This is a genomic window from Variovorax sp. 770b2, from assembly GCF_900115685.1.
Classification (GTDB): Bacteria; Pseudomonadota; Gammaproteobacteria; order Burkholderiales; family Burkholderiaceae_C; genus Variovorax.
In genome coordinates this window covers 425,598-438,306 of record NZ_FOXJ01000005.1, presented here as the reverse complement: position 1 = coordinate 438,306, position 12,709 = coordinate 425,598, and the positions used below count along the sequence as shown (strand labels likewise).

The window sequence follows — 12,709 nt, the reverse complement described above, 5'->3', positions numbered from 1 at the left end:
AGTCTGAGGAGACGAAATGCATATCCGCGAAATCGCCGCTGCGGACCTCGAAGCTGTCTACCGCCTGCTGGGGGCCAACGGATGGGCGCACCGGATTCCGGACGAGGCCTGTCTCGCCAGGCTGGTGGCTGCATCGCAGCATGGGTGCGTGGCCGTGCTCGACGGAGAAATTGCCGGCTTCGCCCGCGCGCTCAGCGACGGCCTCTCGAACGGATACCTGTCGATGGTGGTCGTCGCCGCACCGTTTCGCGGGCGCGGCATCGGCCGTGCGCTCGTCGAGCACATCGTGGGCGCCGAGGAAAACATCACCTGGGTCTTGCGCGCAGGCAGGGACGGCGCGCCGGCGTTCTTCGCCCGGCTGGGATTCGTGCACTCGACGCTCGCGATGGAGCGGCCTCGCGCCGCACGGGGCTAGACTGTTCGCCCGTCAACCACGCTGCGAAAGGCAGGCCACTCATGAAACTCTGGTTGATTTCCATCGCGTGCATCGCAGCGGCCGGTGCGGCCCACGCCACCGAGAGCTGCGAGGCCCTGCGCGTGCAGATCGAATCGAAGATCGGCGCGGCCGGCGTCACGCGGTTCGCGGTGCTGACCGTCGATGCCAATGCGCCTGTATCGGGCCAGGTGGTGGGCAGTTGCGAGCTGGGCACCAAGAAGATCGTCTACCAGCGCGATGTGGGCTCGGCAGCGGGTGCCGCAGTCCCGGCCACGACACCGCCCAGCCCGCCCGAAGACAGCGACATCCTGACCGAATGCAAGGACGGCACGGTGTCCGTCGGCGGCGACTGCAAGCGCTGACGACGGCCACACAGGGCGCAGCGCGAAGACGATGAACCCCTTCCTGCTCTCGATCCTGCGGTTGTTCTTCGGCCTCGTCACGCTGGTGGCCGTCGGCTGGCAGTTGTCGATCCATGTGCGCATGGGGTTCAACGTCGTCAACTTCTTCAGCTACTTCACCAACCTGTCGAACCTGTTCGCGGCGTTCGTGCTGTTGCTGACGGCGTTCCGGCATCTCTCGGGCCGTGCGACGTCCGCCTCAATGGACCGGCTGCGTGCCGTCTCGACCGTCAACATGGCGGTGGTCGGCATCGTCTTCACGCTGCTGCTGCGCGAGGTGGACCTCGGCGCGCTGCGGCCGTGGATCAACACCTGGCTGCACTACGTGATGCCCTGCGCCGTCGTGCTCGACTGGCTGCTGCAGCCGCCGCGCACGAGGCTGGGCGCCAGGCAGTTGCTCGTGATCCAGATCTTTCCGCTCGCGTACCTGGCCTATGCGCTGGTGCGCGGGACGGGAGGCTGGTACCCCTACCCCTTTCTCAACCCCGCGAACGTGGGCGGCTACGGCGGCGTGGCCGTGTATGCCGTGGGCATTGCGCTGACCTTCTTCGTCGGCGGCTGGGTGCTGCTCGCGCTGGGGAACAGACTCGACAGGAGCAACGATGGCTGACAAGGTGCTGGTGTTCTATGGCTCGTACCGCTCGGACCGCATGGGCGTGCGGCTCGCGGACTTCATCATGGCAGGCCTGCGCGCGCGCGGCGCCGACGCGGAGTTCATCGACGCCAAGGCGGTCGACCTGCCGATGCTCGACCGCATGTACAAGGAGTACCCCAAGGGCACGGCGCCTGAGGCCATGGAAGCACTGGCGGAAAAGATCCGCACGGCGGATGCCTTCATCTTCGTGACCGGCGAATACAACTGGGGCCCGCAGCCCGGCCTGAAGAACCTGACGGATCACTTCCTCGAGGAGTGGTTCTGGCGGCCCGCCGCTGTCGCGAGCTATTCGGCCGGGCGCTTCTCGGGCGTGCGCTCGGGCACGGTGTGGCACTCGATCCTGTCGGAGATGGGGATGGTGGTGGTGTCGAGCACGCTGGCGGTGGGGCCGATTTCGCAGACGCTGGACGAAGCCGGTCAACCGACGGGCAAGGCGGGCGAAGCGCTGGAGCGCGCTTTCCCTCGGTTCGCTGACGATCTGGCTTGGTGGACCGAGGCTGCGCGCGCGCAAAGGGCGCGGAAGGCGCCGCCTTACTGACGCAGGGCCGCGAGCACTTCGACCATCTTCTGCAGCGCCGCTTCAGGCGTTGCCTCGATGCAGATCGAGCACGCCAACATGAGATTCAACGGCTGCCCGAAGTCTTCGACCGCGATGCCGGTCGCGCTCTCGCGCAGCACGCCGTTCGCGTCGTGCGCGCATGGCAATGTCGCACGCGCACGGTCCGCATAACTGCCCTCGGGCACGCCATAGGCCACGACGGGAATGCCCAGCGCCACAGCGGCACCGACCTCGAACACCGTGCCCGAATCCGGCTCCGTTCCCCTGAAGGACGAGAGGTTCGCCACCACGCCGTCGGCGCTGCGAAGGCGCTGCATGTTGGCTTCGTAGATGCGCTTTTCCAGCGCGTCGGGCGATGGCTCTTCTTCGCCATCGGCGGGCAGCAGTGCCGCGAGACCCAGCGCATCGCAAGCCACCTTGAGCCGCACGAAATGGTCCCTCGCATCCGGACGGAAAACGTCGGGGCCTGCGAGATAGATCCGGGGGCGCGTCGGGGTGTCGGAGGTCTGGTCCATGGCAACAGCTTCGTCGATTTTCGGCCTCAGCTCAATATGCGACGAAGAACTGCATCCTGGCGCATCACTGTGGAGGCGGCGGTGGCAGCGGACGCGACCACAACCATGCGAGCACCACCGCCATGCAGCCGATGGCCAACACGGCCATCCACACGCGATGGGCCGTGAACGACACGATGACGGCGCAGGCGGCCATGGTGATGGTCGCGCTCCACTTCGCACGCCGGCTCACGGTGCGGCCGTTCTCCCAGTTGCGCAGCAGCGGCCCGAAGATGCGGTGATTGCGCAGCCACGCATGCAGGCGCGGCGAGCTGCGCGCGGCGGCCCAGGCGGCCATCAGGATGAACACGGTGGTCGGCATGCCGGGCAGCACGACGCCGATGAGCCCGAGGACGAGGCACAGCACCGCGAAGCAGTGCAACAGCACGCGTGCCAGCAGGGACAGGGGCTTGGGGCCAGGGTTCAACGCAACACTCTCGAAGGGGATCGGACGGCGGCGACAGCGGACCGGACCGGTGCCTTCGCCAGTGCCCATTCTTCACCAGCTTTCAATCGGCGCGCCAGCGAACCGGCATCGCGAGGAACAGGCAAGAACACTGACGTCGCAAAGGCCCCTTACAGTCACGCGAACCAACGAAAGATCCGCATGCCCCGTCCCGTCCTCGAAGAAGCCCGCATCCACCCCGCCATCCGCACGAAAGTTGCCGAGAGCCGCCAGACCATCGTGCGCGAGGTCATGGCCGCGGTCTCGGCCAACGACGTGGTCGTGGTGGGGATGGGCATCAACCCGCATCCGAAGGAAGCGCGCAAGGCGCTCGATGCCATCAAGCAGCCGTACAAGTACCTCGAATACGGCAACTACCTGAGCCAATGGCGCGACCGCAACGCGCTCAAAATGTGGACCGGATGGCCGACGTTTCCGATGGTGTTCGTGAAGGGCACGCTGGTTGGGGGTGCTTCGGATTTGCAGAAGCTCATCGATGGCGGTGAGCTGAAGAGTCTTCTCGGCTGATCACTTGCCGCCGAACACTGCGCTGTTCCTGCGCCCCCCGAAGGAGCGGTAAAGTCCCGATCCATCGCAAAGCAGTTTTCAACAAGGAAGCTTCACAATGATTTCTCGATCCATCTTCGCGCGCAAGACGTTCGCCCTGTGCCTGAGCTCCCTCCTGATGGGAGCCTCCTCGGCCTATGCCGTCGAAGCGGCGCTGCGGCCGTCGAGCGAGCAGGGTGCGCTTGTTGAAACATTGCCCGCACCGGCGCCTGCAGAAGTCATCATCGTCGAGGGAACCGGACCCTACGGTGCCAATCCCCAAAGCGTCAATCGCCACCTCGCCGCAAGCCTGAAAACCGATGCGGGTCTTTTCCCGCGCAGCGAGGCGCGGACTTTCTTCGACGGCGATGTGAAGATGAATTACCAGGTTGGGCGCGCCGCGATCGACCGGCCTTTCGGCAACGAGCGCGCTCTCATGGAGTTGCCGAAGGTATCGAGTGCCGTCCAGCGTGCGATCCAGGCGATTTCTACGAACTGATTGCTGGACACTGCTGCAAAGATTTGCGTCGCTCCCGGAAGCATCCGCTAAACGCGGAAGAACGCGAGCACCGCAGCCGCCAACGCTCCGACCGAGAGGATGCCGAAGAGCCATACGGTGCCGGCGAGGTCGCCCAAGCCGAAAGCTGAATTCCATCGCTTGAGTCGATGTTGCTCACTCAAAGGGACGTGCGTCACGTCTTGACCCAGCCCTTTGGCCGTCTGCGAGTACGGCACCGAATCGGCCGGCGTCGAAAGACGCGCGGCGTCGTAGGCAAGGTACGCAAGCAGCGCTGAGGCAATCATCAAGAACCACGGAAGCATTGCTTGTCCTCAAGTTGGCGATGAATCATGCCTCAGAGGCCGCCGGTGGCGGCCCCGTGTGTCAATGCGCCTTGCCCACCTCTTCGCACTGGCCTTCGATCTCGGTGTGCAACATGCCGAGGGAGGCGATGGCCAACCGTTGAAGCGATGCGCGATCGGCCGCGCTGAGCAGTGGCGCAGGCCCGTTCGACGAACGCGCTTCGTCGCGTCGATCTTCATCCCACGCGAGCAACTCCATCAACGTGTGCGCCCCTTGCACCACGTCGCGCGCGTCATTGAGGAACAAGGCGTATCGCCGTTCTTTGTGATCGAGTCCCTGAAGGGGATTCCACACAAAGGGTTTGAACTCCGCACTGTCGTGCGCTGTGATTGATGACTCGGCCATTTTGGCCCTCCCTATCGGTTCAGCTTTGCTACAACCGCCCCACTCGCTGTCAAACGAAGGCGGCGGCTCGAACGGGTTGACAGACCGGGAACCGCTAGGCGAAACCGGCAGGGCGCGAGCCCTCCCATCCGAGCCGCCTAAAAGGAAGCCGGAATGGCAAAAGCCGCAACCATTGCGGGTATGCGGCTTTCACCGCGGTTCTTTCAGGCTGTCAAACCCGGCCTCGCTGATCACGAGGCGAGTGCAATGTAACGGTGGGGTCAGCCCGCGTCAATCAAACGCCCGCATCCAGCCAGGCAGACGCCAACAACCACACGGTGCGGAGCCAGATGCCTCGCTCATTGGTCTCGAATGAACTCATGCGAGACGTAGTCCGCGAGGTCACGCCCATAGATGATCACGTCATTGCCGACCATCGAAAGCACCGGGGACAACTTGCGATCCCTGAATACGGCGAGCACACGGTGCGAATAGATCGGGATGAAGCCGATGACATCATTCGGACTGAAACCTTCGCCTTCGAGGACCTCGTCTATGGCCTGCCGATATTCGATGGTGTCTGCCAGCAGCCACGCAACATTCGGCAGATCGTCCGGGTACTTGTAGAACTGGCGGGAATACCGAGGCGGCAGTTGCGGATCTCCTCGAACATCGATGCATTCGCGATCGAAGCCATTGATGCAGCGGAGCAAGTCTCTGTAATCGAAGGGAAAGGGAAATCCGAGTTGCTGCTCGAATCGTTCGACCTCAGCTTCGGTCATGCCGGCATTCCATTGCGTCCCGGCCACGATCTGATAGCCCCAGACGTCCGAGAGGATTCGGCTGCTGCGCCACATGCGCTCGGTCCGAGCTTTGAATTCTTCCCAGTCCATGGATTTACTCGCGGCTTTTCCGAACCTTCTCGTCTAGCTCCGCCTTCACAGACCGCACCCAATTCATGCAGGTCTCGTAAGCCGCCACATAAGCAGGGTTGCGCGCCGATGGGGCCGCCGTTCCGAAACTTTCTCGGATCTTCCGCAGTTGCTCCTGATACCTGGCATCTTCCCGGAAAGGCGACCAGTCATCGTTGAATGGCGAGGCCATGCCCATTCCTATCAATCCAAATGACCAGGCAGCCCAGTCCTGCGGAATTTCGCTTCGATCCGAAGACTTGATGACAGCGTAGGACCATGCCTGGCAGGCGGCGTACTCCTTCACACGCGCATCGCTCACCTCCTGCGCCTGCGCTGAAAAGACCGCTGCAAAGGCAAGAGCAACGGTAATCTGAAGTCGCTTCTTTTTCATTGTTGAGATGGAATATCCGTTCGGGTTGGCAACTGTAGCGGGTGATAGCGCGATGCAATGCGCCCGCTTTTGCATCGCGTTTCGCAGAATCAGGCAAGAACCCCGTTCGATCCGGATACCGCTCCAACCCCCATCCGCACGAAACTTCTCTCCATGCCCGGCGCACCCTTCGCGCCATGGCCCACCCCCAGCACGAGGAGTTTTGTATGAGCGCAATCCAGGAGAAAGTCGTCCTCATCACCGGTGCGAGCAGCGGAATCGGCGAAGCCACCGCGCGGCTGCTGGCGCGGCGTGGGGCCAGCGTGGTGCTCGGTGCACGGCGCACCGACAGGCTCGAAGCCCTCGCGGCCGAGATCAACGCGACGGGCGGCTCGGCGAGCTTTCAGCATCTCGATGTGACGCACCGGCCCAGCATGGAGGCCTTCGCGGAGTTCGCCTTCGACACGCACGGGCAGATCGACGTGCTGGTCAACGCGGCGGGTGTGATGCCGATGTCGCCGCTGTGGAACCGCAAGATCGAGGAGTGGGAACTCATGATCGACGTGAACCTGCGCGGCGTGCTGCTGGGCATCGCGGCCGTGTTGCCGACGATGCAGCTGCAGGGCTGGGGCCACATCGTGAATGTGACGCCGATGGCCGCGCAGGGCGTGACGCCCGAGGCGGCCGTGTACCACGGCACGCAGTACGCGGTGAACGCGGTCTCCGAAGGGCTTCGGCAGGAGCACGAGGGGCGCCTGCACGTCACGGTGGTGAGCCCCGACGTGACGGGCCTCGCCGATCCGCTGGCCGAGCGCATCGCCGCGAGCTATCGCTTCGAGCGCATGCACACGCGGCGGCGTCTTGCCACGCCGGCCGAGAGCGTCGCGCGATCGGTGGCCGGTGCCATCGAGGGGTACGGCATCACGATGCCCGTGCGGCCCGGCACGGTGTCCAGGCCGGCCGCACACGCGTGGTGATCGGCTGGTGATCGGCGACGGACAGCGGCCGCGTCAGTAGGTCTTGTACGGCAGGAACTTGCCCGACAGCACCACGTTGACGCGGTCGCCCTTCGGGTCGGCCTGGCGCTGGATGTCCATGCTGAAGTCGATCGCGCTCATGATGCCGTCGCCGAACTCCTCGTGGATCAACTCCTTGATGGTGGTGCCGTACACGCTCACGATTTCGTACCAGCGGTAGATGAGCGGATCGGTCGGCACGGGCGTGGGCAGCGACCCCTTGTAGGGCACGACCTGGAGCCACTTCTGCTCCTCGGGCGTGAGGCCGAAGATCTTGCCCACGACCTTGGCCTGCTTGTCGTCGAGCGTCATCTGGCCGAGGCACGCGGCGGTGGTCCACTCCTTCGACTGGCCGACCTTCTTGGCCACGTCGGCCCACTGGATGCCCTTGGACACCTTCACGGTGATGATCTTCTCGGTGACGTCGTTGCGGTTCATGCGGGTTTGCTCCTGATTGAAATTGAGAGTGAGTGAGTGAGCGAATAGGCGACAGGGTCACGACGCCTTGGCGCGCGTGACGAGAAAATCGACGATGTGGTTGCGCAGCGCGTAGTAGCCGTCCAGGTGGTGCAGCGAGGCGCGTGTGCGCTCGCGCGGCAGCGGGTTGACCACGGTCTCCACGATGTTGCCGGCGCGGTAGCCGCCGCCGGGCTGGTCGGCGCCATTGGTCATCAAGAGGATGCGGTCGGCCAGAAGAATGGCCTCGTCCACGTCGTGCGTGATCATGAAGACCGTCTGCTGCGTCTGGCGCACGATGGTCATCAGCTCGTCCTGGATGGTGCCGCGCGTGAGCGCATCCAGCGCACCGAAGGGCTCGTCGAGCAGCAGCATCTTGGGCTGGATGGCGAAGGCGCGCGCGATGCCCACGCGCTGCTTCATGCCGCCCGAAAGCTGCGAGGGTTTCTTGTCGATGGCCGCCTGCAGGCCCACCATGTCCACGAAGCGCTCGACCTGCTTGTCCACCTGCGCGGCCGACCAGTCGGGCCAGCGCGAGGACACGGCGAAGGCGATGTTCTTGCGCACGGTGAGCCAGGGCATGAGCGCATGGCTCTGGAAGACCACGCCGCGCTCCAGGCTGGGGCCCGCTACCTCGCGGCCGTCCATGAACACATGGCCCGCGCTGGCCTGGTCCAGGCCCGCCAGCACGTTGAGGATGGTGGTCTTGCCGCAGCCCGAGTGGCCGATGATGCAGACGAACTCGCCGCGGTCGAGCGTGAAGGACACGTCGGCGAACACGGGCCGCGCGGGAGCGAAGGCCTTGGCCAGGCCCTCGATGCGCAGGAAGCCGCCGGTGGCGGGCAAGGGCGTGGGGGCAGGTGTCATGAGGGCGCCTTGTGCAAATCGATCACTCCACATAGGTCACCTTCCGCTGCAGGCCGGCAAAGGCCTGGTCGAGCAGCATGCCCACGACGCCGATCACCAGGATCGCGAAGATCACGTTGGTGAGCGAGAGGTTGTTCCACTCGTTCCACACGAAGTAACCGATGCCGGTGCCGCCCACGAGCATCTCGGCCGCCACGATGACGAGCCAGGCGATGCTCATGCTGATGCGCATGCCGGTGAGGATGGTGGGCGCCGCCGCCGGCAGGATCACGCGGAACGCGCGGCGCAGCGGCTTCACCTCGAGCGTGCTCGCCACGTTGAGCCACTCGCGCTTGACCGAGGCCACGCCGAAGGCGGTGTTCAGCAGCATCGGCCACACCGAGCAGATGAAGATCACGAAGATGCCGCTGACCGACGAGTCCTTGATGGTGTAGAGCGCCAACGGCATCCATGCGAGCGGCGAGATCGGCTTGAGCACCTGGATGAACGGATCGAAGGCCTTGTGCAAGAGCGGCGACATGCCGATGACGAAACCCAGCGGCACCGCCACCACGCAGGCCAGCAGAAAGCCCAGCCCCACGCGGGCGAGCGAATAGGCCAGCTGGATGGCAATGCCCTTGTCGTTCGGCCCGTTGTCGTAGAAGGGGTTGGACAGGTGCTTCCACGCGGTGGCGCCCATCTCGGCCGGCGTGGGAAAGCCCGAGCTCTTGACCTGGCCCTGCGTCGGGTCCTTGCCGAGCATCTTCTGGTACTCGATCTGCTCGGCGGTCATGCCGACCGTGGCATCGACGCCGGCCGCCGGCAAAGTGGCGAGCTGCCATGCGCCCACGAGCAGCAGGAACATCAGCAGCGACACCAGCGCGGCCTTCAGCGAGAGCGTTCTCGTGCGCATGGCTCAGGCCATCTTGCTGATGGCGAAGCTCTTGACGTAGTCGTCGGGCTTCGAGGGGTCGAACACCTTGCCCATGATGGTGAACTTGGGGTACGCCCCATCGGGCGTGCTCTGGCCGAGTTCCTTCATGCGCTTCTTGGCGTCGGTCAGCAGGAACACCTTTTCCGCGATCTGCCTGTAGTTGACGTCGCCCTTCACGTAGCCCCAGCGCTTCATCTGCGTGAGCATCCACACCGCCATCGACTGCCAGGGAATGGGGTCGAAGTCGGCGCGGTCCGGCACGGTGCGGATGTTGCCCAGGCCATCGGCGAACTTGCCGGTGAGCACCTGGGTGAGCACGGTCTCGGGCTGGTTCAGGTACTGCGCGGGCGCGATCACCTTGGCGATGAGCTCGCGGTTCTTCGGCTCGCGCGCCATGGCCGATGCGGTGAGCACCGCGCGCACGAGCGCGGCGAAGGTGTTGGGGTTCTTCTCGATGAACTCGGTCGATGTGCCGAAGGCGCAGCAGGGGTGGCCGTTCCACAGGTCGCGCGTCAGCAGGTGCAGGAAGCCGATTTCCTCGAACACCGCGCGCTGGTTGAAGGGGTCGGGGCCGAGGTAGCCGTCGATGTTGCCCGCGCGAAGGTTGGCCACCATCTCGGGCGGCGGCACCACGCGGATCTGGATGTCGGTGTCGGGGTTCAGGCCCGCTTCGGCCACGTAATAGCGCAGCAGGAAGTTGTGCATGCTGTACTCGAAGGGCACGGCGAACTTCATGCCCTTCCACATCTTCGGGTCGCGCTTGTCCTTGTGCTTGTTGGCCAGCGTGATGGCCTGGCCGTTGGTGTTCTGGATGGTCGCGACGTTCATCGCCACCTGGTTGGAGCCCGCGCCCATCGAAATGGCCAGCGGCATCGGCGACAGGAAGTGCGTGGCGTCGTATTCCTTGTTGAGCATCTTGTCGCGGATGAGCGCCCAGCCCGCGGTCTTCACCACATCGACGTTGAGGCCCTGCTTTTGATAGAAGCCCAGCGGGTGCGCCATGATCAGCGGCGTGGCGCAGGTGATGGGGATGAAGCCGATCTTGAGGTTGGTCTTCTCCAGCGGCGCCTTGTCCTGCGCCATGGCCTGCAGCGCGCCCAGCGGCAGCACCGAGGCGATGGCGGCGCGCGCGGTGTTGGCGCCCACGGCGCGCAGGAAGTTGCGGCGCACGCTGTCGTTCGGAAACAGCGCCTTCATGAGGCTGGCTTCGAGCTTGTCGTCCGGGCTGACGTCGATTTCGGCGCCGCGTCCGTGGTTGCGGCCGCAGGCGCAGCGCATGGTCAGGGGCCGGTCGGCGTCGTAGAGATCGCAGGCGGTCGAATCGGACGGGCTGGACATGGTGGTGCACCTCGGTGAAAAGATGCTGTCCCCGATGCAAGGCCCGGGCCGGAAGCGAGGCCAAGCGAGGCCCCAAGGCCTCCGGCGCCCAGATCGTGCCGCGCTTGTCGAGGGCTTGTAGGGCTGGCACTACAAGACGGCAGCCGCCGGCTCCGTTTTCAGGCTGAGGGCGCCGCCTTGCCGTGGCGTTCGGCATACAGCGCGAGCTCCACGTCGTTCTTGGTGCCGGTCTTCTCCAGGATGCGCGCGCGGTAGGTGCTGACGGTGTTGGGCGCAAGGCCCAGCTGTGCACCGATTTCGCTCACGCTGTGCCCGGCGCTGAGCAGGCGATAGACCTGGTGCTCGCGGTGCGAGAGTTGCTCGGCGCCCTGCCCGGCGCTGCGGCCCACCGCGGCGGCCAGCGCTTCGGCCGTGGCCGCCGAGACGTACAGCCCGCCGGCGGCCACCTTGCGCACCGCGCTCACCATGTCGTCGGCATCGGCGCTCTTGTTCAGGTAGCCGGAGGCGCCCAGCTTGATGCAGCGCACCGCGTACTGCTTCTCGGGGTAGGTGCTGAGCATCAGCACGGGCAGCGTGGGCCAGTCCTTGCGCAGCGCCTGCAGCACGTCCAGGCCGTCGCGGCCGGGCAGTGCGATGTCGAGCAGCACCACGTCCAGGCCCTCGGGGCCACCCAGCTCCTGCACGGCGGCGAGCACCTCGGGGCCGGTCTGCGCCTCGGCGCGCACGGTCATCGAAGGCAGGCCGTTGGAGAGGTCGCCCAGCATCTGCTTGAGGCCCTCGCGCACGATGCGGTGGTCGTCGCCGATGAGCACGCGGATGTCGTTCATCTCAGGCATCCAGCACCGGCAGCGGCACCGGCAGCGGCAGCGGTATTGGCAGGTGCAGGCGGAAGGTGCTGCCCTCGCCCACCCGGCTTTCGATGTCGATGCGTCCGCCGAAGTGGCGCGCCCGTTCGCGCATGCCGAGCACGCCATACGAAGTGGCCGCCTCGAAGGCCTGCGCCGGTGCGCCGACGCCGTCGTCGCGCACGCTGATGCTCAGTTGCTGTTGTTCCACGCCGATGCGGATATCGAGGCTGCGCGCCTTCGCATGGCGGCCGACGTTGCTCAGCATCTCCTGGAAGATCCGGAACACCGCGATGGCCGCGGGCTCGGGCAGCTCCACGCCTGCGGGCACGTCGAAGCGCCAGTCGAGTTCCATCTCGGCCGACTGCACGAATTCGTGGGCCTGCCATTCGAGCGCGGCCCACAGGCCCTGGTGGTCCAGGATGCTGGGGCGCAGGTCGGTGATGATGCGGCCCACGTTGTCGACCGCGCGCTCGATCAGCTGGCTCATGTTGCCGCACTTGCAGCGCATCTGGTCGCGCATGGATTGGGCCGCGTCGGGCGTGCGCTCCTGCTGCTCGCCCAGGCGCTTGCCGATCCAGTTGACGTCCATCTTGAGCGCGACGAGCAGGCTGCCGAGCTCGTCGTGCACCTCGCGCGCGATGCGGGTGCGCTCGTCTTCGCGCACCTTGTCGAGCCAGGCCGAGAGTTCGCGCAACTGCACGAGCGCATCGCTGAGTTCGCGCGTGCGCTCCTGCACGCGAAGGCCCAGTTCGTCCTTGGCCTGCTGCAGCGCCTCGGCATGGCGGCGGCGCTCGGTGATGTCCACGAAGGTGATGACGGCACCGCGCACCTGCGCGCCGTCCATGATCGGGTGGCTCGAATACTCCACCGCGAAGGCGGTGCGATCGCGGCGCCAGAACACCTCGGTGTCGATGCGGCACGGCAGGCCGCGGCGGAAGGCGTTGAAGATCGGGCAGTCGGTGTCCGCGTAGTGCGAGCCGTCGGGGTGCGAGTGGTGCGTGAGCTCGTGCATGTTCGAGCCGATCACGTCGCGCGCCTCGTGGCCCAGCATCTGCGCGCCGGCCCGGTTGATGAACATGCAGTGGCCGTCCAGGTCGATGCCGAAGATGCCCTCGCCGGTGGACTCCAGCAGCAGCCCCAATTGGTGCTGCCAGAGCGGATGGCTGGCGGTGGGGTTCAGTACGGGCGTCTCCATGCACCAAAAG

At 65.4% G+C, this 12,709-nt stretch carries 19 protein-coding genes; 7 read left to right on the top strand and 12 right to left on the bottom strand.

Going from position 1 to position 12,709, the window contains the following annotated elements; genetic code table 11:
• Nucleotides 1-16: 16 nt before the first annotated feature.
• Genes BM133_RS26015 through BM133_RS26000 form a run of 4 tightly spaced genes read left to right on the top strand, consistent with a single transcriptional unit; the run spans nucleotide 17 to nucleotide 2,030 of the window.
• Nucleotides 17-415, top strand: a complete 399-nt coding sequence (locus BM133_RS26015; RefSeq protein ID WP_093440337.1) for a GNAT family N-acetyltransferase — start codon at nucleotides 17-19, stop codon at nucleotides 413-415.
• Between the two features lie 41 nt (nucleotides 416-456).
• Nucleotides 457-798, top strand: coding sequence for a DUF1161 domain-containing protein (locus tag BM133_RS26010; RefSeq protein ID WP_093440334.1), 342 nt, complete (start codon nucleotides 457-459; stop codon nucleotides 796-798).
• A gap of 31 nt (nucleotides 799-829) precedes the next feature.
• On the top strand, nucleotides 830-1,447 hold the full coding sequence (locus tag BM133_RS26005; RefSeq protein WP_093440332.1) for a Pr6Pr family membrane protein: 618 nt from the start codon (nucleotides 830-832) through the stop codon (nucleotides 1,445-1,447).
• A complete protein-coding gene (locus BM133_RS26000) occupies nucleotides 1,440-2,030 on the top strand; it encodes an NADPH-dependent FMN reductase (RefSeq protein ID WP_093440329.1) in 591 nt (196 codons plus the stop codon). The genes BM133_RS26005 and BM133_RS26000 overlap by 8 nt, the downstream gene beginning before the upstream one ends.
• Here BM133_RS26000 and BM133_RS25995 read toward each other — a convergent pair.
• Entirely contained in the window at nucleotides 2,024-2,566 is a 543-nt protein-coding gene (locus tag BM133_RS25995; RefSeq protein WP_093440327.1) for a nucleoside 2-deoxyribosyltransferase, read from the bottom strand. The two genes, BM133_RS26000 and BM133_RS25995, sit on opposite strands and share 7 nt — an antisense overlap.
• A gap of 64 nt (nucleotides 2,567-2,630) precedes the next feature.
• Complete coding sequence (locus tag BM133_RS25990; protein ID WP_093440324.1) at nucleotides 2,631-3,032, bottom strand: YbaN family protein; 402 nt, start codon at nucleotides 3,030-3,032, stop codon at nucleotides 2,631-2,633.
• A gap of 180 nt (nucleotides 3,033-3,212) precedes the next feature.
• On the opposite strand from BM133_RS25990, the gene BM133_RS25985 reads away from it, so the two are divergent.
• Nucleotides 3,213-3,578 carry a glutaredoxin domain-containing protein gene (locus BM133_RS25985; RefSeq protein ID WP_093440322.1) on the top strand — a complete coding sequence of 122 codons (366 nt, stop codon included), beginning with the start codon at nucleotides 3,213-3,215 and terminating at the stop codon, nucleotides 3,576-3,578.
• Between the two features lie 97 nt (nucleotides 3,579-3,675).
• On the top strand, nucleotides 3,676-4,095 hold the full coding sequence (locus BM133_RS25980; protein WP_093440319.1) for a hypothetical protein: 420 nt from the start codon (nucleotides 3,676-3,678) through the stop codon (nucleotides 4,093-4,095).
• A 47-nt stretch (nucleotides 4,096-4,142) separates the two neighbouring features.
• On the opposite strand, the gene BM133_RS25975 is transcribed toward BM133_RS25980, so the two are convergent.
• From BM133_RS25975 to BM133_RS25960, 4 genes are all read right to left on the bottom strand, one after another.
• Nucleotides 4,143-4,418 (bottom strand): hypothetical protein, encoded by a 276-nt coding sequence (locus BM133_RS25975; RefSeq protein WP_093440316.1) that lies wholly within the window; start codon nucleotides 4,416-4,418, stop codon nucleotides 4,143-4,145.
• 61 nt (nucleotides 4,419-4,479) lie between these two features.
• Nucleotides 4,480-4,803 carry a hypothetical protein gene (locus tag BM133_RS25970; RefSeq protein WP_093440314.1) on the bottom strand — a complete coding sequence of 108 codons (324 nt, stop codon included), beginning with the start codon at nucleotides 4,801-4,803 and terminating at the stop codon, nucleotides 4,480-4,482.
• A 338-nt stretch (nucleotides 4,804-5,141) separates the two neighbouring features.
• Entirely contained in the window at nucleotides 5,142-5,675 is a 534-nt protein-coding gene (locus BM133_RS25965; protein ID WP_093440311.1) for an SMI1/KNR4 family protein, read from the bottom strand.
• 4 nt (nucleotides 5,676-5,679) lie between these two features.
• Nucleotides 5,680-6,162, bottom strand: coding sequence for a hypothetical protein (locus BM133_RS25960; RefSeq protein ID WP_143100222.1), 483 nt, complete (start codon nucleotides 6,160-6,162; stop codon nucleotides 5,680-5,682).
• A gap of 131 nt (nucleotides 6,163-6,293) precedes the next feature.
• On the opposite strand from BM133_RS25960, the gene BM133_RS25955 reads away from it, so the two are divergent.
• Nucleotides 6,294-7,043, top strand: coding sequence for an SDR family oxidoreductase (locus BM133_RS25955; protein ID WP_093440306.1), 750 nt, complete (start codon nucleotides 6,294-6,296; stop codon nucleotides 7,041-7,043).
• A 33-nt stretch (nucleotides 7,044-7,076) separates the two neighbouring features.
• Here the strand turns inward: BM133_RS25955 and cynS are convergent, their stop codons facing one another.
• The 6 genes from cynS to BM133_RS25925 all read right to left on the bottom strand — a co-directional run bounded on the left by cynS (nucleotide 7,077) and on the right by BM133_RS25925 (nucleotide 12,699).
• On the bottom strand, nucleotides 7,077-7,520 hold the full coding sequence (gene cynS, locus BM133_RS25950) for a cyanase (RefSeq protein WP_093440303.1): 444 nt from the start codon (nucleotides 7,518-7,520) through the stop codon (nucleotides 7,077-7,079).
• A 57-nt stretch (nucleotides 7,521-7,577) separates the two neighbouring features.
• Complete coding sequence (locus tag BM133_RS25945) at nucleotides 7,578-8,405, bottom strand: ABC transporter ATP-binding protein (protein WP_093440301.1); 828 nt, start codon at nucleotides 8,403-8,405, stop codon at nucleotides 7,578-7,580.
• 22 nt (nucleotides 8,406-8,427) lie between these two features.
• Entirely contained in the window at nucleotides 8,428-9,297 is an 870-nt protein-coding gene (gene ntrB / locus BM133_RS25940; RefSeq protein ID WP_093440298.1) for a nitrate ABC transporter permease, read from the bottom strand.
• Between the two features lie 3 nt (nucleotides 9,298-9,300).
• Entirely contained in the window at nucleotides 9,301-10,656 is a 1,356-nt protein-coding gene (locus BM133_RS25935) for a CmpA/NrtA family ABC transporter substrate-binding protein (protein WP_093440295.1), read from the bottom strand.
• A gap of 158 nt (nucleotides 10,657-10,814) precedes the next feature.
• Complete coding sequence (locus BM133_RS25930; protein WP_093440293.1) at nucleotides 10,815-11,483, bottom strand: response regulator transcription factor; 669 nt, start codon at nucleotides 11,481-11,483, stop codon at nucleotides 10,815-10,817.
• Between the two features lies 1 nt (nucleotide 11,484).
• Nucleotides 11,485-12,699 (bottom strand): sensor histidine kinase, encoded by a 1,215-nt coding sequence (locus tag BM133_RS25925; RefSeq protein WP_093440290.1) that lies wholly within the window; start codon nucleotides 12,697-12,699, stop codon nucleotides 11,485-11,487.
• Nucleotides 12,700-12,709 lie beyond the last annotated feature (10 nt).

Excerpts from the sequence above, each read along its gene's own strand:
- BM133_RS26000 (WP_093440329.1), top strand. The coding sequence starts at position 1,440 with ATGGCTGACAAGGTGCTGGTGTTCTATGGCTCGTACCGCTCGGACCGC.
- BM133_RS26015 (WP_093440337.1), top strand. The coding sequence starts at position 17 with ATGCATATCCGCGAAATCGCCGCTGCGGACCTCGAAGCTGTCTACCGC.
- ntrB (WP_093440298.1), bottom strand. The coding sequence starts at position 9,297 with ATGCGCACGAGAACGCTCTCGCTGAAGGCCGCGCTGGTGTCGCTGCTG.
- BM133_RS25945 (WP_093440301.1), bottom strand. The coding sequence starts at position 8,405 with ATGACACCTGCCCCCACGCCCTTGCCCGCCACCGGCGGCTTCCTGCGC.
- BM133_RS25980 (WP_093440319.1), top strand. The coding sequence starts at position 3,676 with ATGATTTCTCGATCCATCTTCGCGCGCAAGACGTTCGCCCTGTGCCTG.
- BM133_RS25925 (WP_093440290.1), bottom strand. The coding sequence starts at position 12,699 with ATGGAGACGCCCGTACTGAACCCCACCGCCAGCCATCCGCTCTGGCAG.
- BM133_RS25955 (WP_093440306.1), top strand. The coding sequence starts at position 6,294 with ATGAGCGCAATCCAGGAGAAAGTCGTCCTCATCACCGGTGCGAGCAGC.
- BM133_RS25985 (WP_093440322.1), top strand. The coding sequence starts at position 3,213 with ATGCCCCGTCCCGTCCTCGAAGAAGCCCGCATCCACCCCGCCATCCGC.
- BM133_RS25995 (WP_093440327.1), bottom strand. The coding sequence starts at position 2,566 with ATGGACCAGACCTCCGACACCCCGACGCGCCCCCGGATCTATCTCGCA.
- cynS (WP_093440303.1), bottom strand. The coding sequence starts at position 7,520 with ATGAACCGCAACGACGTCACCGAGAAGATCATCACCGTGAAGGTGTCC.
- BM133_RS25930 (WP_093440293.1), bottom strand. The coding sequence starts at position 11,483 with ATGAACGACATCCGCGTGCTCATCGGCGACGACCACCGCATCGTGCGC.
- BM133_RS25935 (WP_093440295.1), bottom strand. The coding sequence starts at position 10,656 with ATGTCCAGCCCGTCCGATTCGACCGCCTGCGATCTCTACGACGCCGAC.
- BM133_RS25975 (WP_093440316.1), bottom strand. The coding sequence starts at position 4,418 with ATGCTTCCGTGGTTCTTGATGATTGCCTCAGCGCTGCTTGCGTACCTT.
- BM133_RS26010 (WP_093440334.1), top strand. The coding sequence starts at position 457 with ATGAAACTCTGGTTGATTTCCATCGCGTGCATCGCAGCGGCCGGTGCG.
- BM133_RS25970 (WP_093440314.1), bottom strand. The coding sequence starts at position 4,803 with ATGGCCGAGTCATCAATCACAGCGCACGACAGTGCGGAGTTCAAACCC.
- BM133_RS26005 (WP_093440332.1), top strand. The coding sequence starts at position 830 with ATGAACCCCTTCCTGCTCTCGATCCTGCGGTTGTTCTTCGGCCTCGTC.
- BM133_RS25965 (WP_093440311.1), bottom strand. The coding sequence starts at position 5,675 with ATGGACTGGGAAGAATTCAAAGCTCGGACCGAGCGCATGTGGCGCAGC.
- BM133_RS25960 (WP_143100222.1), bottom strand. The coding sequence starts at position 6,162 with ATGCAAAAGCGGGCGCATTGCATCGCGCTATCACCCGCTACAGTTGCC.